This window comes from Segetibacter sp. 3557_3, from assembly GCF_004354985.1.
GTDB lineage: Bacteria > Bacteroidota > Bacteroidia > Chitinophagales > Chitinophagaceae > Segetibacter.
Window position 1 is genome coordinate 105,151 of sequence record NZ_SMSK01000007.1, and the last position, 21,914, is coordinate 127,064.

The window sequence follows — 21,914 nt, forward strand, 5'->3', positions numbered from 1 at the left end:
TAATCTTTCTCTGGCATTAACATTTTTTTAATTACTACGAAATTCATTGTAATTTAAAAGTGAAAAAAAAATTTAAGGCTATGAAAAGTAAAATTCTACTCTCTGTTTTAACCATTGCCAGCTTGCAACTTAACGCCCAGCGGCACCAACAAACAACAGCATACGCACTAACTGCATCGGAAAAAGGAAATTCCTCGTGGAACGAGGTCCGACTAATCGACCTGAACACGGGGCAGGAGCTTAAACGGGTGTTCAGCTCTGCCGATAACCCCGAAATCTTAAACGCACGAACAGGAAAGCCCGTTGTGAAAAAAGACCAGACAATTGCTGCGGAACCTGAGACAAAGAGAATAGTCATCTACCGGAACCCTATTCAGAGCGACGGAACACCTGCCCAGGGAGCGCAAAGCCGGCCGATATACATGGAGCGGAAGGTATATCATCGTTATGCACCGGTAAAAATGGACAAACCGTTTTCTACAAATTCTGCGGCATGTGCCTACGACAAAAAACACGATCGGCTCTACTTTACGCCTATGGGCATCAACCAGCTCAGGTATATTGACCTGAAAGCAAAAACACCCACCGTTTATTACTTTGAAGACGAACCCTTTGGTGTTGTATCCGGACAATGGGATGTAAAAAACCAGGTAACAAGGATGGTTATTGTTGATGGCATCGGCTATGCACTTAGTAATAATGCGGCTCACCTCCTGCGCTTCACCACTAACAAAAGAGCTGAGATCACCGACCTGGGGGCGATCGCGGATGATGAAGCCGACGACACCCACTCGATCAGCAGCTCCATGAGCCATGGTGGCGATATGATCGCAGATGAAAAAGGCGACCTGTATGTGATAACCGCAAACAGGGCGGTTTTTAAAATCGATGTTCGGGCTTTAAAAGCAACCTATAAAGGAGCAATTACCGGTTTGCCCCGGGGCTTTAGCACCAACGGTGCAACAGTGGAAAAAGGGACCAGCATCATTGTAAGCAGTGCAAACTCAACCGAAGGATATTATCGTTTCGACCTTGTTACACTGCAGGCAGAGAAAATCAATAACGACGGTACCGTTTTCAATGCATCCGATCTTGCCGGCAGCGCACTCGCAACTGCAGAAAAAAAGGACAACAAAGCGCCTGAACAGCTTAGCATTCCGGTAATCGCAGAAGAGCGCATTACCAACAAACTACAACGTACCGCATTTAGTGTGTACCCGAACCCTGCAAGGTCCGGAAGCGATGTGCGGGTTTCCTTCTCTAACCAAGCAGCCGGTAGATACACCCTGCAGCTGCTGGATATCGGCGGCCAGCTGATTGACTCCAGGCAAATTTCAATAGCAGGAAAAATGCAGGTTCAGAATTATAGCCTGCCTAAAAATCTCGCACGCGGCACTTACCTTTTAAAAGTGGTTGGCGAAACACAAAGCCAAACCGGAATTAGTTCGATTATAGTTCAATAGTTGCTTCATGCATATAAGAAAGCCGTTTCCTGGGGGAGCGGCTTTTTTGTTTTACAACACGACTGCAATGGCTAATTGGGCAACAGGGGTTTGCTTTGTACCAGTAATATCCGATTCAATTACCTTCGCAGCAATTTTACCTACCCCTAATCGCCAACAACGATATGACCGAAAAGATTCTGATCCTCGACTTTGGCAGCCAGTATACCCAGTTGATTGCACGTGCAGTTCGTGAGGCAAACGTTTTTTGTGAAATTATCCCTTACAATAAATCATTCACCCTGGAGGCAGGTATAAAAGGAATTATCCTTAGTGGTTCGCCATTTTCCGTAAACGATGAAAAGGCTCCGGTTGTTGACATTCCTGCATTTACCAGGGAAGTTCCGGTGCTTGGCGTGTGTTATGGCGCGCAACTTACCGCGAAAATGTTTGGTGGCAAGGTTGAAAAAAGCAACACCCGCGAATATGGCCGGGCAACACTACAGGTGGTGCAAAACGATCCATTGCTTGAAAACGTTTCCTCTCATTCCCAGGTTTGGATGAGCCATGGCGATACCATCCTGCAATTGCCGGAAGGATTTGAAGTATTGGCAACCACCGAAAGCATACCGATTGCGGCATTCAAACAGGTTGAACCCATCAACAAGCCTTTGCTCGCACTTCAGTTTCACCCCGAAGTGTACCATTCTACGGAAGGCAAAAAAATCATTCAGAACTTCCTCGTCAATATCTGTCATTGTTCGCAGGATTGGACACCTGCAGCTTTTGTACAGGAGACCATTGCCGACTTAAAAGCAAAGATTGGCGACGGGCACGTGATCATGGCATTAAGTGGCGGGGTCGACAGCACTGTTGCCGCAACCCTCATCAGCCGGGCGATCGGCGACAGGTTGCACGGTATTTTTGTTGACAACGGTGTGCTTAGGAAAGACGAATTTGAACAGGTACTGGAGACCTACGGCGAAATAGGCCTGAATGTAAAAGGGGTGGATAAAAAAGACCTTTTTTATAAGGCGCTTCACGGGCACGCCGACCCGGAAAGAAAACGGAAAATTATCGGAGGCCTTTTTATCGACGTTTTCCAGGATGAAGCAAACCAGTTATCAGGAATTGACTTTTTGGGGCAGGGTACCATCTATCCTGATGTAATCGAAAGCATAAGTGTGCACGGCCCTTCCGCAACCATAAAATCACACCATAACGTCGGGGGCCTTCCCGAGAAAATGCACCTGAAGCTGGTGGAGCCCCTACGCTTCCTGTTTAAGGATGAAGTTCGCAAAGTAGGACTCGAACTTGGCATACCCCATGACCAATTATTCAGGCATCCGTTTCCCGGCCCCGGACTTGCCATCAGGATCCTGGGTGAGATTACGGCCGAAAAGGTTGCCTTATTGCAGAAGGCCGACGACATTTACGTTAGAGCTTTAAAAGAACACAAGCTTTACTCCGGTATCTGGCAGGCCGGCGCGATATTACTGCCCGTCAAAAGTGTAGGTGTTATGGGTGATGAACGTACGTATGAACATACCATCGCACTGCGCGCAGTTACCTCAGTTGACGGTATGACCGCCGACTGGGCACACCTTCCTTATGAGTTCCTGGCATTTGTTTCCAACGAAATCATTAATAATGTAAGGGGTATAAACCGGGTTGTTTACGACATCAGCAGCAAGCCGCCCGCAACAATCGAGTGGGAATAGGCACCAAATTTGTTCGCTGTGTCAGAAATTCAACCCGGCATGACGTTTAGGTTACTATTTGGCTGCTTTCTATTCACCATTTTTACCAGCTCAACTGCATTTGCGCAGATCGACAGCTTAAAAACATTCAAAGTAGCTGTTTTTGCACCTTTATACCTGGAGGATGCCTTTGACGGAGATGAGTACAAGCTGGGAAAATTAAGCCTGCCAAGGAACATATTGCCCGGTCTTGAATTCTATAATGGGGTAATGATGGCCGTAGACAGCCTGAACCAGGAAGGGGTTTCTGTTGAGATCAGCATTTTTGATACCAAAAACCCCTACAAAAGACTGGAACAGGTTTTTACATCTGCAGGGTTCGCCAATACCAACCTGATCATTGCCTCTATCACTAGTGGGTCAGAACTCACCGCCTTTGCAACACTGGGCGCAACACGGGGAATCCCCGTTATTTCCGCCAGTTATCCAAATACAACAGGGGTCACCAACAATCCGAATTTCGTATTGCTCAACTCTGCTTTTCAAACCCATGTTGAAGGAGTATTCAAGTACCTGCAAAAGTATCACCCCACCGATGATATCCTGTTTGTAAAGCGAAAGGGAGCCGTTGAGGATTATATCAGAAACACTTTCACCCAATTAAATAAAACAGCTGTTGGGGTTCCGGTACGGATGAGGTGGCTTGAACTAAGCGACTCCTTTCCTGCAAGACAATTGATTTCGAAGCTGGATAGTATGACGAACAACGTGGTGGTAGTTGCCTCGCCGCTTGAAAAATTCGGTTTGCGTGTGGTAAGAACCATGAGCGCGAATGAAGCATACCGCACTACTGCTGTCGGCATGCCTACCTGGGATGGAATGAAAGAACTGGGAAACCCTGATTGCCGGTTTGTTGATATTGTTTATTCAACACCATTCTTTTTCAACCAGAATCAACTCACCCAGCATATTGCCCGCACTTACAAGTCGAAATATAAAAGCCGCCCCAGCGATATGGTTTACCGGGGCTTCGAGGCCGTTTATCATTTTACCAAACTTTTGCAAAAGCACCAGGGGCAACTTTCCAGCAACCTAACCGATAAGTCGTTTTCTGTTTTTAACGAATACGATATTCAGCCGGTAAAAGGCAGAACGGACAGCATAGATTATTACGAAAACAAAAAATTGTACTTTATAAAAAAGCAGGAAGGAAACCTCAAAGGCGTTTATTAGCAACCAGAGGCAAAGCAGAACATTCAACTGCAACTATATTAAAGTGTCAGCCATTGATAATCAAACCATCGGCTGGCATTATTGTTTTAGCTATACTGTAATCCTGTTAACTCCTGCAATCGCATGCCGCTCATCGACTTCACCGACAAAGGTCTCTATTGTGCACCGGGCAATTTCTATATTGACCCGTGGAAGTCGGTTGACCATGCGATCATCACCCACGCGCACAGCGATCATGCAAGGTGGGGTTCAAAAAATTATCTCTGCCATACCGATACCAAACCTATTCTGCAATTGCGGCTGGGCGAAAATCCATATCAAACCCTACCCTGGGGCGAACCGATAGTTATCAATGGCGTAACCGTATCGCTACACCCGGCGGGCCATATCATTGGTTCGTCACAAATCCGGGTCGAATACCGCGGCGAAGTATGGGTTGTAAGTGGCGACTATAAAACCGAGAATGATGGAATTAGCAGTGCTTTCGAGCCGGTTCCCTGCCATACCTTTATTACCGAGTCAACTTTTGGGTTACCGATATACCGCTGGAAACCACAGCCTGAGATTTATGCCGACATCCAGCATTGGATCAGGAAAAACCAGGCCGACGACAAGGCAAGTGTTATCATCGCTTACAGCCTCGGCAAGGCCCAGCGCGTTTTGCAGGCTATTGCTGAGGTAACCGATAAAATATTCGTACACGGTGCTATCTGGAACACCCATGAGGTGCTGGTTCAGGCGGGCTGGAAGCTGCCGGTCGTTCGCAGGGTTACCCCGGAGGTCCCGAAAGAAGATTATCGTGGCAGCGTGATTATTGCTCCTCCCAGTGCCGATGGTACCCCATGGATGAAACGCTTTTCACCCTACAGCGTTGGTGTCTGCAGTGGCTGGATGCAGGTGCGGGGTAATGCACGACGCAGAAATGTTGACGCTGGTTTTCCGCTGAGCGATCATGCAGACTGGTATGGATTGATGGATGCCATCAAAGCAACAGGTGCGCAGAAAGTTTTTGTTACCCATGGTTTCCAGGCTGCATTCAGCCGCTACTTAAATGAAAATGGCATCGAAGCGGCGGAAGTAAAAACAGAATACGGTAACGATGAAGAAGATGCACCGGCAAACGTAAAAGAAGGAGAGCCGGAGGAGTCAGCCGTAGAAGACATAAACGAAAACGTTGAATAGCGAATGTCTGAACCCAGCCACGATATAATTCCCGGTGTCGACTCAGCGCATGCCGAAATACAGGAACCCGGTATAGGCTTATTTGCTGACCTGGTAAAAGTCATCGGAACGAGTACGAAAACCAACGACAAGCTCGAAGCCCTTGCCAATTATTTTAATACCGCACCGGATAAAGACAAGGTTTGGGTAATTGCCATATTTAGCGGGCGCCGTCCCCGGAGAGTGGTAAACTCAAACCAGTTAATTGCCTGGTGTATCGAAATGGCCAATATACCCGGCTGGCTCTTTGGCGAATGTTACCACACCGTTGGCGACCTTGGCGAAACCATCTCCCTGTTGTTGCCCGAAACGCATGATCCTTTGACCTCGACGGCAAAGCCGCTCCACTATTATATCGAGCACTTTATAAAAATCGACAAACAGGAAGAAGCCATTCGAAAACAATTCATTCTCGATAGCTGGAAGGAGATGAACCAAAGTGAGCGGTATGTTTTCAATAAACTGATTACGGGCTCTTTTCGCATTGGTGTTTCGCAAAAAACAATGGTCAACGCGCTTGCACGGGTAACCACGCTAGATGCCTCGGTAATTGCACATCGCATAAGTGGAAACTGGGATCCTTCAACAGTGGGCTTTGCGGAACTTCTCGACGACGACGTGCGCATTATCGATCACTCACGCCCCTACCCTTTTTATCTTGCTTATGCGCTCGACGAGGCTCCCGAAACGCTGGGTGATCCCAACGACTGGCAGGTAGAATGGAAGTGGGATGGCATTCGTGGCCAGGTAATCAAACGCAATAACCAGCTCTTCGTTTGGAGCCGGGGCGAAGAATTGATGACCGATAAATTTCCGGAGTACCACATTTTGAACAACCTCTTGCCCGAAGGAACCGTCATTGATGGAGAAATCATACCAAGTGTTGATGAAAAACCACTGCCATTTGCCTTGCTTCAAACCAGGATTGGCCGAAAGAATATTACGCGCAAACAACTGCAGGATGCACCCATTACCTTTTTCGCTTACGACTTGCTGGAGTTTGAAGGCGAAGACTGGCGAAACCGGCCCCTTTCAGAGCGCCGAACAAAACTCGAGGAAATTGTACAGCCGCTGAATACACCCATCCTGTTGCTTTCGCCGGTCGTGCAGTTTAATACATGGACCGAACTTGCCGAAATGCGACGTTCATCACGAGAGCAGGGCGCTGAAGGTTTTATGATCAAAAAGAAATCGTCGGCATACCAGGTTGGTCGGAAAGTTGGCGATTGGTGGAAATGGAAAATTGATCCGCTTGTAATCGATGCGGTAATGATCTATGCGCAAAAGGGAAGCGGAAGACGAAGCAACCTGTATACCGACTATACTTTTGCGGTTCGCGATGGCGACAAACTGGTGAGCTTTACCAAAGCTTACAGCGGCTTAACCGATAAGGAGTTTGCCCAGGTCGACGCGTTCGTAAAACGGAATTCCATCGAAAAGTTTGGCCCCGTAAGAACTGTTAAGCCCGAGCTGGTATTCGAAATCGCCTTTGAAGGTATTGCAGCAAGTAACCGGCACAAAAGCGGGGTTGCCCTCCGGTTTCCACGCATGAGCAAATGGCGAAAAGACAAGAAAGTTGAAGAGATTAATACCCTCGACGACCTGAAGAAAATGCTCGAGGTGTACGGAACCAAGTCGTGACATTTGCTGCTTTCTAACGGGATACCGCTTCACGAAAGCAGGGATTCTTTTTGGACCAGCTGAAGTTTTTTATGGCTTCATCGTTGCTACGCTCAGTTCAATGGCAAACCATTGGTCATCTTTTTCTCCTGCTTTAAAAGGGTAATTGCAAACCGGAGAACAGGTCCATACGAAAATGTAAACGCATACATCAACCTATTCGTTTCCGCAAAATATGGGCGTAAATTTATGTTAGAACCCTCTCATGAAATCATTTAAAGTTTTGTTGCTGCTAGGTGCCATGTGTTTTCTTTACGCGTGCATGCTGCATAAAACAAATCGTAAGCAATTACACGACCTCGCAAATACACCAATGCCGGTACGGGCTGATGATGAATATATCAGTCTTCCCCGGTACGATCAACCCCCAGGCGATCCGGTAAAAGGATTCGAATACCTGAAAAGCGGCGAATACATCAGTAGCGGTATCCCCGCGGGTCTTTACAAATGGATCATGCGCGACGATAAACGTCCGGTTTACCAATTGATGGGATACAGCCAGAACATGCTGATCGACTTCAATGTTTATACCGGTGAACACGGGAAAAAGCTGGCAGCACCCGGTTGCCTGCAATGTCACTCCACCATCATCAACGATAGCACCATCATCGGCCTTGGCAACTCTTTTGGCTATTATACCACCAACACATCGCTTAACCTAAGGGTTGCCGAAGCTGCAGTGAAAGCCATATATGGCAAAAACTCGGGCAATTATAAAGGCTCCCGCCATATACTGCAGGCGGGTAAAGCAGTGTCTCCCCTTATTGTTACCGAAGCATGGGGGGTCAACCCGGCTGAACGGATTGCCGAAGTGATTGCCGTACACCGCGATCCGCGGACCCTCTCGTGGAATGGCGACACCAGTTACTTCCCCACCCAGCAAGCTGTTATACCAACCGACGTTCCCGCCTGGTGGTTACTGAAGAAGAAAAACGCCATGTATTATAACGCAAACGGCCGGGGCAGTTTTGCAAAACAAATCATGGCTGCAACCCTGCTTACCCTTAACGACACCGTATCGGCCAACCGGATCCACGAAAAAATGAAAGATGTATTGGCCTACCTCCGCCAGTTACAGCCACCCCCCTATCCCAAAGCGGTGAACAACAAGCTCGTTTTGGAAGGCAAAGCGCTCTTTAATGATAACTGTGCGCGATGCCATGGAACTTACGGCAAAGCAGGATCTTACCCCAACATCGTGGTATCGCAGCCAACTGTGGGCACAGATTCACTGATGGCTAAACAATATTTCGTTCAGGATGGTTATACCAAGTGGTACAACAACAGCTGGTTTAGTTCAGGTGATGGTCCAGCCTGGTTTCAGCCCGAATACGGTTACATAGCTCCACCGCTGGACGGTGTTTGGATAACGGCTCCATATTTTCACAACGGCGCAGTGCCTACCATCGAGGCCGTACTGAACAGCAAACTCAGGCCCGAATACTGGACGCGTAACTTCAACCGGACCGATTACGACTATGAAAAACTTGGCTGGAAATACCAGGTACGGAAGCAATCCAGCGGCAACCGGGTTTACAATACCAATTTGCCGGGGTATGGCAACTACGGTCATACGTTTGGCGATGAGCTTTCAAAAACCGAACGCGATGCCGTTATAGAATATTTAAAGACCCTTTAGCATTTGGCTGCCCCACTATGGGCACAATAGTGCCTAATTTCACCGGAACAAACAATAATGAAAAAAACGCTCATCATATTTCTTCTTCTTGCTACCTGTATTTCTTACCTGGCATTTGTTGCCGATTTCGAAAAACCTGTGCACATCGAACCATCGGTTCAACGAACCGGGGATGCCGGGAAAGGCTACGAATACGTTGTTACCGGCGATTACCTCAAAAGCGGGATTCCTTACAACCTCTTTCTGAAAGGTTTTGGCTCCAGCAACGACAATCACCTGAAGCGTACGGGCGATAACGAAAAAATTAGCTATGAGTACACCGCGGTAAATGCACCCAATGGTGAACTTGTGGTTGCGCCCAATTGCATGCAATGCCATGCCCAGGTATTTGATGGCAAATTGGTGATGGGGCTGGGTAATACCAGCATTGATTTCTCGCAGAATAAGTCGGTGGGTCGCATGGCGGGAAACCTGTATACAATGCTTTCGCTGCTAAACCCAAAGCAATTACAGGCATCAAAGAGTTTTTTGCAAGCTACCCGTACGATTGCGCCGGATATGACTACTGAGGTGCGTGGAGTGAATGCGGCAGGGCGACTGGCTGCACTGCTGGTGGCACACCGCGATCCGCAAACCCTCCAGTGGAGCAGTAAACCTATCATGGATATCCCAAAAGAGGTGGTGCCTACTGATTTTCCTGCCTGGTGGTTGCTCAAAAAGAAAAATGCCATGTTCTACAATGGTTATGGCAGGGGCGACTTTTCAAGGTTTCTTATGGCTTCGAACCTGCTGACCGTTTCCGACTCATCTGAGGCCCGCGAGGTTTATGGCCACTTCAACGATGTACTTGCTTATGTCTACAGCCTGGAGGCACCCAAATATGACCGGCCAATCGATAAAGAACTTGCAGAGAGCGGCCAGGCGCTTTTCAACGACAACTGTTCAAAGTGCCATGGCACTTATGGCGAAAAAGGTGAGTATCCGAATTTGCTCATCCCCTCAAATATCATCAGGACCGACTCTGCCTTGTTCAAGAGCAATTCCTCTTTTCCCCAGTTTATAGACTGGTTCAACAAGAGCTGGTTCACAACCGGCGACAATCCTGCGAGACTTGTTCCTTTTGACGGATACATAGCTCCACCATTAGACGGCATCTGGATAACTGCACCTTATCTCCACAACGGATCCGTTCCAACACTCGAAGGTGTGTTGAACAGCAAAGCCAGGCCTGCCTACTGGACCCGTGATTTCGACAAACCTGAATACGACTATGCCAGTCCCGGCTGGAAGTACACTGCTTTTGACAAGCCGGAACGCAAAGCATACAATACCACCTTGCCCGGCTATGGCAACTACGGCCACTATTTCGGTGATAAGCTCACCGCTACGCAAAGGAAGGCAGTGATTGAATACTTAAAGACATTATAGTCGTTGGTCGTATGGGGGTTAAAGCGACAATTGCCCTGTCAAAAGCATGTGGGCTGCAGTGGTATGCGAATTGCATTCCAATTAGAAACTCTGAAAGCATGAAAAATATCTTAATGTTCGCAGCCATTGCAGGTATTGCCGGCGCAGTAGCTATCTATTTTGTAAGTGAAGGAATTAAAAGCAGTAGTAGCAAAAAATACTTAGCAGAAGGCTATTAACCTTTAATGCAACTATATTCAACAGGATTACGGATAAGGCATGTACCGCCAGGGTGTATGCCTTATTTTTTTACAATCAACTATTTTTACTTGTTCGATTGGTACGCCCGCCGCCGGAAAGCCGCTTTGCTTATCGGCAAATACCAGCTAACTATGTGCAGGCATACAAGTCTGATAATAATGATTATTTTTAATCAAAAATCATGAGTCTCTTCAAATCTATACTACGGCCCTTTGTTGAATTCGACGATAAGGATGCCGAAGAGAAAAAGAATGGTGATTTGCCAAAGGAGCCAAACAACCCGGAGCTCAATCAGCAGGTGCCGGTGCCGCCGGTTTCCACAGCACCTACTCATCAATCTCCGGCTCCGGCAGTCACTCCCCAGCCCCAGAACACTTCAACCGTGCAACCAGGACCGGGCAAGTCGGCCGCACAATACGAGCAACACTTCAATAACCTGATTGAGGAAGCAAACACCACCAATCCCTTGTTCCAGGGAACCGATCTCAAAGAATTCATCGATAGCAAAATTGATGTTGAGGCAATTGCAGACGAGGAGACCAGGTATAAAACTGCTTTTAATGTGCTTAAACGCACGGGGCTAACCAAGGAGCGTTTAAACCAAACCGGGCGTGAATACATAAACATCATCGACAAAGACCTGAAAGCTTTTGAGGGTGTTTACAACGAGCAATACCGGAACAATGTAGAACTCAGGCAAAAAAGCCTGGAACAAAAGAATCGCGAACTCCAGGAACTTACCAACCGGATAGCAACCCTGAACAACGAGATCAAACAAGCAGAAGCGGAAATTACCCAAAGCCGTCAAACGCTTACCGCGAACAAGGATGCTTTTATGCAGGCGGGAGAAAACAAGAAAAAAGAAATTGAAGGCGAACTATTGAAAATCAACCAATACTTTGCTTAACCATCATAAATGTATAAACCATGGCCAACGAAATAGCTAAACCCACTTTTGAACTCCCGAAGGCAGACCCGAAGAAGACCTGGGGCACGGTATTAACCCTTGCCATCCTTGCGGGTCTTGCAATACTATTTTACATCTACATTTTACCCTTTCTGCTATCGGTAGTTTGGGGCACTGTTCAGTTAATCATCGGTATTGCCGTTGCAATTGTGCTGCTGATGATATTAACGAACAAAAAATTCTGGCGGGGACTTCATTACTTTTCTGAAGCAATTGCACAAGGCTTATTGGGATGGGCTATCGAAATGAACCCCTGGAATATTTTGAACCTCCAGGTTGAAGAAGCTGAAAAAGATCGCGATCAGCTCCGCATCCATGGTGAAAAATTGAAGGCTCAGGAAACATCGCTGCAAATGCAACTTGAAGAAAATGAGCGAAACCTCAGGCAGGCTCAAGCAGAGGTAAAGATCTGCCAGGCACGATTGGCTAAAAACCCTGACGATTTCGATACCCAGCTCGCCCTGGAAACTGCAGCAACAAACTTTAATAATGCAAAAGATTTTATCGATGCAGTAAAGCCGGTGTCTAACGATGTAAAAAACCTGGTGGTCTTCGCGGACAAGGCTTACCGTAAATCAGGGGTTGCACTTTTGAATTCAAAGAACACGATCAAAATCCAGAAAGCCAAATACGACGCGGTTACAACTGCATCGGCCACAATGGGCAAAGCGATGAAAGCGTTCACCGGCAATACCGATCTTAATAATGACGCCGACCGGGCCATCCAGAAAATCAGGGAAGACGTTGCAAATAAGATTGGTGGAATTAAGTCAGCTATCCAGATTACCTCGCAGGCCATGAATGCACAGGATCTTAAAGACGCAGCAAAAGTCTCTATTGCCGCGCAGACCGCTACCCGCCTGGATGTAGACAAGACGTTTAACTACGCCGATACTATCCAGGGTACGGCGACCGGGATCAACAGTACTGCCACCGGTAAAGATGGTGACAAAAACAAATACCTCGATTACCTTAATAAATAGCCTGTAAGCCTCGCTCGAATGGGTTCGCAGTGCAGCCCTGGCAAAAATCTTCTTAACAACCATTTAAAACGATAAGCAGCAATTGGATGACTGCATAAACTCAACGCTAAAACAAAAACAATGAAACTAAAGCCCGGTGGAAAAATTGCCATTTTTTTAATCATTGGTGTAATTGCCTTTTTCCTGATACGAAAATACCTTCCCTCATCAGGTACAAGTACAGCTAACACAAATGACAGTGCCTGGAATGCCGATGCAAAAGAACCCGGTACGGCAAACGAAAAAACTACACCCTCTGCCTCCAATACATCCGCTGATGGACGTACGTTTGATTATACAGCAGAAAAGCCGGTTGAAGGTATCTTAAGAGGTGTGGTTGAGGTTGGCGCAACCGGCTTCAACTCCTTTGTAATTAATATGGACAAAGACAAACGTTGGGAGATCGTGTCCAAAGATTTCGGGGAAAGCCTGGCTTATGAAGGCTTAGCTACGACAGACGATATCCGTGCAGGTTTGAAAAAGTACCTCGCTGGCATGTTTGATAAGGGAGTATCTAAAAACAACATGCACTTCGTTATCTCCTCCGGAGCGCAAAAAGAACCAAAAACGGAACTTATCGCGAATGAACTTAAGAAAATGGGCTATGTTGTTAACCTGGTTACCCCAGACCAGGAAGGTAAATTCGCCTTCCAGGCAACAGTTCCGCGAGCATTCCAGGACAACTCATTTTTGGTTGACATCGGATCAGGTAATACAAAAATTTCATGGCAGGAAAACAGCCAGCTGAAGTCGATCGAATTACCGGGTGCCAAATACTATTCTGATAACCAGACAGATGATGCTGTTTACAACCAGGTCAAGGGCCAGATTGGTAAAATACCGTCTGGTAAAAGAAATGTTTGTTTTATCATCGGAGGGGTTCCTTTTACGCTTGCGAAGCAACACCGTAATGGCGAGGAACGCTATACCGTTTTGAAAAACCCGGGAGACTACAAAGCCGCAGACAAAAAGATGGGATCAGGCCTAAACATTTACAAAGCCATACAAGACGGGACCAATACCGACACTTTCGTTTTTGATTGGGACAGTAACTTCACTATCGGTTTCTTGCTTAACCTTCGCTAAAGTAAATTTTATAATAAAAGAGGGGTTGATCACGATAAATGATCAACCCCTCTTTTATTATGGCTACCTTCCTAAGTAACTTGATCAAACCCATGTTCCCGGTTTTCTACCGGTGAGGATGTTCCGTTTGTAGGAATTGAAATGTTATGAAGGTGCACCTGCTCGGGGATATTTTGCTTGCTAAAAGAACCAAGTACATGCATAAACGCGTGAAAGATCTGTTGCAAATCTGTAGGCGTTGAAATTACGCGTTGAATCACCAGGTGCAGGTGATCGCCTTCCTGCTCTTTGTGTTTATCAATATGGAAGGAATAACCCGAAAGGGATTCGAACACGTGACGGATGGCCTGGTCAGCAAACAGGGATTTCAGCTTCCCCTGGTCATTCGTTTGCACAATTACCTTGTCGTCAAACTCAGGATAGCCTATTTTGACATCCTGCATTCCAAAGAGCTTTCCGATCCTGTTGATTACGTCCTCGGGATAAATGGCAAAACGGAAGGTTGAATTTGCCGGCAACTCTGCCAATAGGTTTGTTTGTTCATAGCCACCTTCTGCATTCCCGCCTGGCGAACTCACGATGTCCATTTCAATGTTGCCTTTATCTGTTTGCAGCACTACATGGTAGTCCTGCGATCCATTTGTTGCGATGTCGCTGGTAACCTGCTGAAAGATGGTGTCAGCATCCCCGGATATTGTGCGTCTTTCTAACATAAAAAATTGGTTTATAGATAGCTGCATAATAATTACGCCAGCTTTTATGTACCCTTGTGTAGCGATTCGCCCTGTTGATATTACAACTTTTCTTGCTTTTATGGCGCGCGTGGGACCTTCTTGTGCAGCTGGCAGGAGGTATTATTTGCAGAAATCGTTTAGATGTATTTGCTGTTGAAAACTTGACTCCCCTGAATGCCCTGTAGAACGTACTTTTGGGCATTTAGTTACCAGTTTTGTTACGTGTAAAGTCCGGGATGTTTTTCGATGGATCTTAGGGCAACCATTGAGTGCTGTTATTGCTGGCGAAGAAATTCGAAATCAACTTATGCCGGTACCGGGATTGCGTTTCGGAAGATATAATCAATTGCAGAGAAATATAAACTAAGGTGATGAAGTTTAGCTATTACGGACATTCCTGTTTCAGTGTGGAGATCGCGGGTAAGAATATCCTGTTCGATCCATTTATTACGCCAAATGAGCTGGCGCGGAATATTGATATTGATACAATCCAAGCCGACTTTATCTTCCTAAGCCATGGCCATGCTGACCACATCGCAGATTGCGAGGCCATCGCAAAACGTACCGGAGCTAAGGTTGTTTGTGCCTTTGAAGTACACGAATGGCTAAACGGCAAGGGCGTTTCCAATACCCACCCCATGAACACCGGGGGCAAATGGAAATTTGACTTCGGTACGGTTAAGTGCGTCGTTGCACATCACAGCGGCGGTTTACCTGATGGGTCATATGGCGGAAATCCGTTGGGATTTGTGTTTATCACGAATGATGGCAACTTTTATTATGCCGGAGACACTGCCCTCACGCTTGATATGCAACTGATCCCCCGTTGGGCCAAAATCGATTTTTCGGTGCTCCCCATTGGCGACAACTTTACCATGGACATAGCGGATGCAGTTGTAGCTGCTGAGTTTGTGAACACTGCCAAAGTGATTGGGGTTCATTATGACACCTTTGGCTATATAAAGATTGATACAGAAAAAGCAAAGGCAGAATTTGAGGCTGCCGGAAAAATGTTACTATTGCCGGGTATTGGCGAAACCATTGATATTTAGGTTCAAGCATAAAATACAAGTTTATTTACATGGGTAGAATTATAGGTGTTGCAAATCAAAAGGGAGGCGTAGGAAAAACTACCACAGCCATAAACCTGGCAGCAAGTTTTGCTGTGCTCGAATACAAAACGCTTCTTGTAGACGCCGACCCGCAAGCAAATAGTACAACCGGGGTTGGCTTTGATTTACATAACGTCACCAGCAGCCTTTACGACTGCATGATCAACAATGCTACTTCGCAGGATGTTATTCTAAAAAGCGACATCCCTCATCTTGATGTTATTCCGTCACATATTGATCTTGTAGGTGCAGAAATCGAAATGATCAATTATCCGAACCGCGAAACGGTGATGAAGAATATGCTTGATGCGGTGAAAGACAGGTACGACTTTATTGTAATCGACTGTTCTCCGTCTCTGGGTTTGATTACCGTAAATGCTTTGGTAGCTGCCGACAGTGTTATTGTACCTGTTCAATGCGAGTTTTTTGCCCTTGAAGGTTTGGGCAAATTGCTGAATACGATTAAGATTGTCCAAAATCGCCTTAACCCGGAATTGCAAATTGAGGGTATCCTCATGACGATGTATGATGGCCGGTTAAGGCTCTGCAACCAGGTGGTTAGCGAGGTGAGGAGACATTTTGATGAAATGGTATTTACTACGATCATCCACCGCAACACCCGTTTAAGCGAAGCACCAAGTTTTGGAAAGCCGGTAATACTCTATGACTCTGACAGTAAAGGCGCAGTAAATTATCTGAACCTCGCAAAAGAGGTGTTGCAAAAAAACGACCTTACAAAAATTGCACGGGAAGACAGGATATTGGATACTCCCGACCCGGTTTAACCATCGTGCAGGTTGAGCCTAATTCACCTGTACTTAATTACGATTTGGTAGTGACTTTAAGCTACCCGAAACAGGAATATACATGACCAACAATAAAAAAGATCTCCTGGGCAAAGGCATCAGGAGCCTTTTACAGAATATCGACTCAGACCTTAAGACGACCACCGGAAATCTAAAACAGCCGGTAATTGAAACTGCAACAGGAATCAACCGTATTCCGCTGACAAATATCGAAGTCAATCCACGACAACCCCGTCGCGACTTCGATGAGCAGGCGATGAGTGAATTGGCTGCTTCTATAAAGTTGCACGACATAATCCAGCCGGTTACCGTTTCAGCCATTGAAAATGGAAAGTTTCAGCTCATCAGCGGTGAACGCCGTTTTCGTGCAGCTAAACTTGCTGGACTCACAGATATTCCAGCCTACATCAGGCAGGCAAATGACCAGGAATTGCTGGAACTTGCCTTGCTGGAAAACCTGCAGCGCGAAGACCTTAATGCCATAGAAATCGGCTTGAGTTATAAGCGTATGATGGAAGAACTGAATTATACCCAGGAGCAGGTAGCTGAAAGAATGGGAAAAGAACGGAGTACGGTAACCAACTACATTCGCCTGCTTCGCCTTCCACCCGATATCCAGCTTGCGGTTCGAAATGGAACGCTTAGTATGGGTCATGCCAGGGCTTTGATAAATGTGGACACGGTAGATAAACAGCTCTTTATCTATAATGAAATTAGAGGTAAAGGGCTGAGTGTAAGGCAAACCGAAGAGTTGGTTCGGAAGATGTACAAAACAGATACTGAGGCCGTTAAATCTTCGGTAAAAGCTGAGCTGCCGCCAGCGTACAAAAGAATTGAAGATACCTTAGCGACACATTTTGGTACCAAAGTAAACCTGGCACACAACAAAAAAGGCTTTGGAAGCATATCAATTGAATACTACTCTTTGCAGGAATTGAACAAAATTCTCGAGCAAATGAATGTGTCTGCCAGTTAAATACCATGAAGTGGTTTTATTCGCTTTTCATATCTCTGTCTTTATCCGTCGGTGCCTATGCACAGTCTGAAAAAGAACAACTTGCCCGTGGACGGTTGGATACGGTGTCCCGGCAAACGGACACCGGAAGAACCCTTACCGCACCTGATACCATTGTCAGGATAAAACACATTCCTCGTAAAGCAACGTTTCGTTCAGCTGTATTGCCAGGGTGGGGACAGGCATATAACCGGGAGTATTGGAAGATCCCTTTGGTTTACGGTGTCATTGGGGTGCCAGCCGGCTTTTACATCTACAATACGACCTGGTATAAAAGAACAAAACTTGCCTACCAGATTATTGTGAATAACGACACCAACCGGGTTAATGAAATAGATCCGCAGCTAAGAACATTCCGGGCTGAGGACCTGCAATACCTACGGAATTCATTTCGTAAAAACCGGGACTACTCCATCTTATATTTTTTAATCGCCTGGGGTATCCAGGTTGCTGACGCAACAGTGTTTGCACATCTTAAAGACTTCGATGTCAGCGATGACCTCACCCTTCAGCTGAAGCCGGGTATCAGCGGCCAGGGTAACAGCATCGGTCTGGGACTTGTACTTGCGGTAAAGTCCCCCTCTCAACGCAGGTTATTACAGCCGCTTCGCTAACTTCTATTTGGAACTTTCCAGAAAAACCAACTGCATGAAAATAGCACTTATCGGGTACGGAAAAATGGGAAAGGCAATTGAAGAAATTGCCCTCAAAAAAGGCCATGAAATCGTACTTAAAATACATATTGATAATACGGAGGAGTTTACGGAAGCTGCAGTAGCACAGGCCGATGTTGCGATTGAATTTACAAGTCCACACAGTGCAACCGACAACATCCGGAAATGTATTTCTGCGGGTGTACCCGTGGTAAGCGGCTCAACTGGTTGGCTGGCTCAATGGGAGGAAGTAAAGACTTTTTGTGAAGAACGAAACGGCACACTGCTGTATGCGAGTAATTACAGCATAGGCGTAAACCTGTTCTTCGAGGTCAACAGCTACCTGGCTTCACTCATGGCCCCGTACCCGGATTATGAAGTCAGCATGGAGGAGATCCACCACACGGAAAAAAAGGATGCTCCAAGTGGCACGGCGATTAGCCTGGCTGAACAGGTGCTTCAACACATTAAAACCAAGAAATCCTGGATAAACACTCCTTCGTCAAACGCTGACGAACTATTGATTACCAGCAAACGGATTGATCCTGCACCGGGAACCCATAGCATAAAGTACAGTTCCGAAATCGATGACATCGAAATCATTCATACTGCGCATAACCGGAAAGGTTTCGCTGGAGGAGCTGTGCTCGCTGCAGAATTTGTTTTGGGTAAGAAGGGGATCTTTACGATGAAAGATGTGCTGGGTTTTAGCTGAGTTGGGGGAGTTGGGGATTTGATAGGTTGACTAGTTGATAGGTTGACTAGTTGACTGGTTGATTGGTTGACTGGTTGACTTGTTGATCAGTTGATAAGTTGACTGGTTGACAGGGGTAAGCCGTCGGACCCATCGCCAATCTGAACACCCATAAAAATACCTCGAACTTCCCAATCCGTAATTCGCCAATCCGTAATCCGGCAATAGACAACGCTAATGCAGATTGGCGAACATATCTTTTGTCATCATCTGAAGGTCGTATTCCGGCTTCCAGTTCCAGTCGCTGGTTGCCACACTATCATCGATGCTTTGGGGCCAGCTATCGGCGATGTCCTGCCTTGAGTCGGGCTTATAGCTAATGGTAAATTCAGGTATATGTTTCTTGATTTCTGCGGCGATTTCACTGGGCGAAAAGCTTACACCCGAAAGATTATACGAGGTACGTATCGATATATGCTCTGCCGGAGCCTCCATAAGTTCGATAGTCGCCCGAATGGCATCGGGCATATACATCATTGGCAAACGGGTGTCTTCCTTTAAAAAACAGGTATACGCTTTATCTTCCAGGGCCTGGTGAAAAATATCTACGGCATAATCAGTGGTACCGCCACCGGGGGACGACTTATAACTGATCAAGCCGGGATAACGCAGGCTTCTGACATCAACACCATAACGTTTATTGTAGTAATTACACCAGAATTCGCCGGCATATTTACTGATGCCATACACTGTTATTGGTTCGATAATCGTTTGCTGCGGGCAGTTTACTTTTGGCGACGTGGGACCAAACACCGCAATACTGCTGGGCCAATATACTTTCCTGATTTGTTCTTCCCTTGCAATGTCGAGCACGTTGAGCAGACCCTGCATGTTGAGGTTCCAGGCGAGCGTAGGATTTTTTTCACCGGTTGCACTAAGTATAGCGGCAAGCAGGTATATCTGCGTAACGTTTTGCCGGATTACCTGAACATGCAGCATTTCCTTGTTCATCACATCGATGCTTACATATGGACCGGTTCCTTTTAACAGGTCGTTCTCTTCACGAAGATCGGAAGCGACAACATTGTTGTTTCCATATATTCTTCTTAGTGCAAGCGTAAGCTCCACACCTATCTGCCCTGAGGCACCGATTACGAGTATCTTTTCTTTGCTCATGTTTTATTGGATCAGGCGGGCAAAATTAGCCAACCAGGATGGATTATACCGGCTCATTATTTTGTTACCGTACAAGGGAGTGACACAACCGGAGCCGGGATGGGTTCAACTGCTCGTTCCCAAAAAAACTTTAAGGGTGCACTTGCGAATTGCTGTTTGGACACTTAGATTAAATATAATTGAAGGTATGCGCCTTCTCGGTAGTAAGCGCTAATTTCGGCCTATGAGTAGCGCTTTTTTAAACGAATTGTTTTCAGGACAGGATTATGATCGCAATCAATTTTTCCTGATTTGCGGGCCCTGTGTTGTTGAAGATGAGGCATTGGTTATGGAAGTTGCGGAAAAGGTGTTTTCCATATGTAAAAACCTGGGTATACCGTACATGTTTAAAGCCTCGTATCGCAAAGGCAACCGCACCAGCGCATCAAGTTTCACGGGCATTGGTGATGAAGCTGCGATGGAGTTAATCCGGAAAACCGGCCAAACCTATGGCTTACCAACTACCAGTGATATTCATGCGCACGATGAAGCTGCACCCGCAGCAAAATACATTGATGTATTGCAGATACCAGCGTTTTTGTGCAGGCAGACAGACCTACTGGTTGCAGCTGCAGAAACGGGCAAAGTGGTTAATGTAAAGAAGGGGCAATTTGTAAGTGGCGAAGCAATGAAATTTGCGGTTGATAAAATCCGAAAAGCTGGAAACGACAAGGTATTGCTAACTGAAAGGGGTACCACCTTTGGTTACCAGGACCTGATTGTGGACTACCGCAACATTCCGGTTATGCAGTCACATGGAGTTCCGGTGGTAATGGATTGTACCCATAGCCTGCAACAACCCAATCAAACCAGTGGTGTAACGGGCGGCAACCCACAAATGATTGAAACCATTGCAAAGGCTGCGATTGCTGCCGGCGCTGAAGGCTTGTTTATAGAAACTCATCCAAACCCTGCTGTTGCAAAAAGCGATGGTGCAAATATGTTACGGCTCGACCTGCTAGAAAACCTGTTGATAAAGCTGGTAAAACTGCGAAAGGCGGTGATGTGAGTCAAGCATTGTACACCACCATACCGCCACGATAAGCCATCTCGCTCGGCAACATACCAAACTCTTTGCGAAAGGTATTTGCAAAATGACTAAGGTTGCAATAACCCACCATTATGCCCACTTCTTTTATGGAGTATTTCGACAGTGCCAGCAATGATTTGGCTTTGAGCATCCGGTTCTTCTGATAGTATTCGTATATCGGCAAACCGTACAACGACTTAAAATCGGTTTTTAGTTTGGTTGGGCTCATTGCTGAAATCTTCGAAAGCTCGATGATGGTCGGCGGGTTTACAGAAAAGTCTTTTACCAGCAATGCTTCTACCCGCATTAACCGGGCAATTTCATCGTCGTTGTTTTTTAACTTAGTAAAGAGCAGGTCTTTTTTGCTGTGAAGTTTCAGGATGAATTTTTCGATCAGCAAAAGGATCCTGTTCTGGATATAGTTGAACCGCAGCGGGTGATTGATTTGTTCCATCAACAGCTCGTTAAGCGTAACCCTGTAGATGGTATCTATAGGCGCGATACTTTCGTTTTTTATCAGGAACGAGAAGTATTGGCTGAGCACGTGTTCGATTTCAGCCTTGCCGAGTAAACGGGCAAGGTGCTCGCGGTTGAAGAAGAATTTTACGGATCGAAGCGTGATCCCTGCAGGAAGCAGGAATGTTATGGGCTTTAAGGTATCCGTAATTTTTACCGAAGTATGTACCAGGATGGCATTACGGTTTCTATGCTCCTTTTTGGCAATTGAATGGTTGTCGACCTGGGCGTCGCTAAACTGCAGGCAAAAAGAATAGTCTGAACGAACCTCGTAAGAAAAGATAAAATCTTCGTTCATCGAAGTTTCGGAAACCATTACCGTAATACCCAGTGGAAGTCGCTCTGCCCAAACAAACCCCGTTCCTTTCGACTGAGGGATGGCGAAGCTGTTACCCGGCGCCTTTACATTTAGCTCGGCGGCAAGTGACTGGCATACTTCTACATAGTCAGCTTTACTTAGTTCAAAATTTATCACAGAATA

Annotated in this window: 19 protein-coding genes; 16 read left to right on the forward strand and 3 right to left on the reverse strand. The window is 46.3% G+C overall.

Annotated elements, in window-relative coordinates; genetic code table 11:
• Window positions 1-80: 80 nt before the first annotated feature.
• From EXU57_RS12680 to EXU57_RS12725, 10 genes are all read left to right on the forward strand, one after another.
• Window positions 81-1,463, forward strand: a complete 1,383-nt coding sequence (locus tag EXU57_RS12680; protein WP_133268589.1) for a T9SS type A sorting domain-containing protein — start codon at window positions 81-83, stop codon at window positions 1,461-1,463.
• 164 nt (window positions 1,464-1,627) lie between these two features.
• Window positions 1,628-3,163, forward strand: a complete 1,536-nt coding sequence (guaA, locus tag EXU57_RS12685; RefSeq protein ID WP_133268590.1) for a glutamine-hydrolyzing GMP synthase — start codon at window positions 1,628-1,630, stop codon at window positions 3,161-3,163.
• Window positions 3,164-3,181: 18 nt separating this feature from the next.
• Entirely contained in the window at window positions 3,182-4,375 is a 1,194-nt protein-coding gene (locus EXU57_RS12690; protein WP_133268591.1) for an ABC transporter substrate-binding protein, read from the forward strand.
• Between the two features lie 123 nt (window positions 4,376-4,498).
• On the forward strand, window positions 4,499-5,557 hold the full coding sequence (locus EXU57_RS12695) for a ligase-associated DNA damage response exonuclease (RefSeq protein WP_133268592.1): 1,059 nt from the start codon (window positions 4,499-4,501) through the stop codon (window positions 5,555-5,557).
• A 3-nt stretch (window positions 5,558-5,560) separates the two neighbouring features.
• A complete protein-coding gene (locus EXU57_RS12700; RefSeq protein ID WP_243745586.1) occupies window positions 5,561-7,237 on the forward strand; it encodes an ATP-dependent DNA ligase in 1,677 nt (558 codons plus the stop codon).
• A gap of 244 nt (window positions 7,238-7,481) precedes the next feature.
• Entirely contained in the window at window positions 7,482-8,915 is a 1,434-nt protein-coding gene (locus EXU57_RS12705) for a c-type cytochrome (RefSeq protein WP_133268593.1), read from the forward strand.
• A gap of 57 nt (window positions 8,916-8,972) precedes the next feature.
• Window positions 8,973-10,343 carry a c-type cytochrome gene (locus EXU57_RS12710; protein WP_133268594.1) on the forward strand — a complete coding sequence of 457 codons (1,371 nt, stop codon included), beginning with the start codon at window positions 8,973-8,975 and terminating at the stop codon, window positions 10,341-10,343.
• Window positions 10,344-10,764: 421 nt separating this feature from the next.
• A complete protein-coding gene (locus EXU57_RS12715; protein WP_133268595.1) occupies window positions 10,765-11,490 on the forward strand; it encodes a hypothetical protein in 726 nt (241 codons plus the stop codon).
• A gap of 20 nt (window positions 11,491-11,510) precedes the next feature.
• Window positions 11,511-12,533, forward strand: coding sequence for a hypothetical protein (locus EXU57_RS12720; protein ID WP_133268596.1), 1,023 nt, complete (start codon window positions 11,511-11,513; stop codon window positions 12,531-12,533).
• 120 nt (window positions 12,534-12,653) lie between these two features.
• Complete coding sequence (locus EXU57_RS12725; RefSeq protein ID WP_133268597.1) at window positions 12,654-13,658, forward strand: hypothetical protein; 1,005 nt, start codon at window positions 12,654-12,656, stop codon at window positions 13,656-13,658.
• Window positions 13,659-13,729: 71 nt separating this feature from the next.
• Here the strand turns inward: EXU57_RS12725 and EXU57_RS12730 are convergent, their stop codons facing one another.
• The gene (locus EXU57_RS12730) at window positions 13,730-14,371 is read right to left on the reverse strand and encodes a hypothetical protein (protein WP_133268598.1); all 642 of its coding nucleotides are present in this window, start codon (window positions 14,369-14,371) and stop codon (window positions 13,730-13,732) included.
• Between the two features lie 392 nt (window positions 14,372-14,763).
• Between EXU57_RS12730 and EXU57_RS12735 the strand changes: the two genes are divergently transcribed.
• From EXU57_RS12735 to dapB, 5 genes are all read left to right on the forward strand, one after another.
• The gene (locus EXU57_RS12735) at window positions 14,764-15,444 is read left to right on the forward strand and encodes a metal-dependent hydrolase (protein ID WP_133268599.1); all 681 of its coding nucleotides are present in this window, start codon (window positions 14,764-14,766) and stop codon (window positions 15,442-15,444) included.
• Between the two features lie 29 nt (window positions 15,445-15,473).
• A complete protein-coding gene (locus EXU57_RS12740; RefSeq protein WP_133268600.1) occupies window positions 15,474-16,289 on the forward strand; it encodes a ParA family protein in 816 nt (271 codons plus the stop codon).
• Between the two features lie 82 nt (window positions 16,290-16,371).
• Window positions 16,372-17,286, forward strand: coding sequence for a ParB/RepB/Spo0J family partition protein (locus EXU57_RS12745; RefSeq protein ID WP_133268601.1), 915 nt, complete (start codon window positions 16,372-16,374; stop codon window positions 17,284-17,286).
• Window positions 17,287-17,291: 5 nt separating this feature from the next.
• Window positions 17,292-17,939 carry a DUF5683 domain-containing protein gene (locus EXU57_RS12750; protein ID WP_133268602.1) on the forward strand — a complete coding sequence of 216 codons (648 nt, stop codon included), beginning with the start codon at window positions 17,292-17,294 and terminating at the stop codon, window positions 17,937-17,939.
• A 34-nt stretch (window positions 17,940-17,973) separates the two neighbouring features.
• A complete protein-coding gene (gene dapB, locus EXU57_RS12755) occupies window positions 17,974-18,693 on the forward strand; it encodes a 4-hydroxy-tetrahydrodipicolinate reductase (protein WP_133268603.1) in 720 nt (239 codons plus the stop codon).
• A 213-nt stretch (window positions 18,694-18,906) separates the two neighbouring features.
• On the opposite strand, the gene EXU57_RS12760 is transcribed toward dapB, so the two are convergent.
• A complete protein-coding gene (locus EXU57_RS12760) occupies window positions 18,907-19,848 on the reverse strand; it encodes an NAD-dependent epimerase/dehydratase family protein (protein WP_133268604.1) in 942 nt (313 codons plus the stop codon).
• A 223-nt stretch (window positions 19,849-20,071) separates the two neighbouring features.
• Here EXU57_RS12760 and kdsA point away from each other — a divergent pair, with 223 nt between their 5' ends.
• Window positions 20,072-20,896: a 3-deoxy-8-phosphooctulonate synthase gene (gene kdsA / locus EXU57_RS12765; protein WP_133268605.1), complete on the forward strand. Its 825-nt coding sequence runs from the start codon at window positions 20,072-20,074 to the stop codon at window positions 20,894-20,896.
• Between the two features lies 1 nt (window position 20,897).
• Here the strand turns inward: kdsA and EXU57_RS12770 are convergent, their stop codons facing one another.
• The gene (locus EXU57_RS12770; protein ID WP_133268606.1) at window positions 20,898-21,908 is read right to left on the reverse strand and encodes a helix-turn-helix domain-containing protein; all 1,011 of its coding nucleotides are present in this window, start codon (window positions 21,906-21,908) and stop codon (window positions 20,898-20,900) included.
• Between the last annotated feature and the right edge of the window lie 6 nt (window positions 21,909-21,914).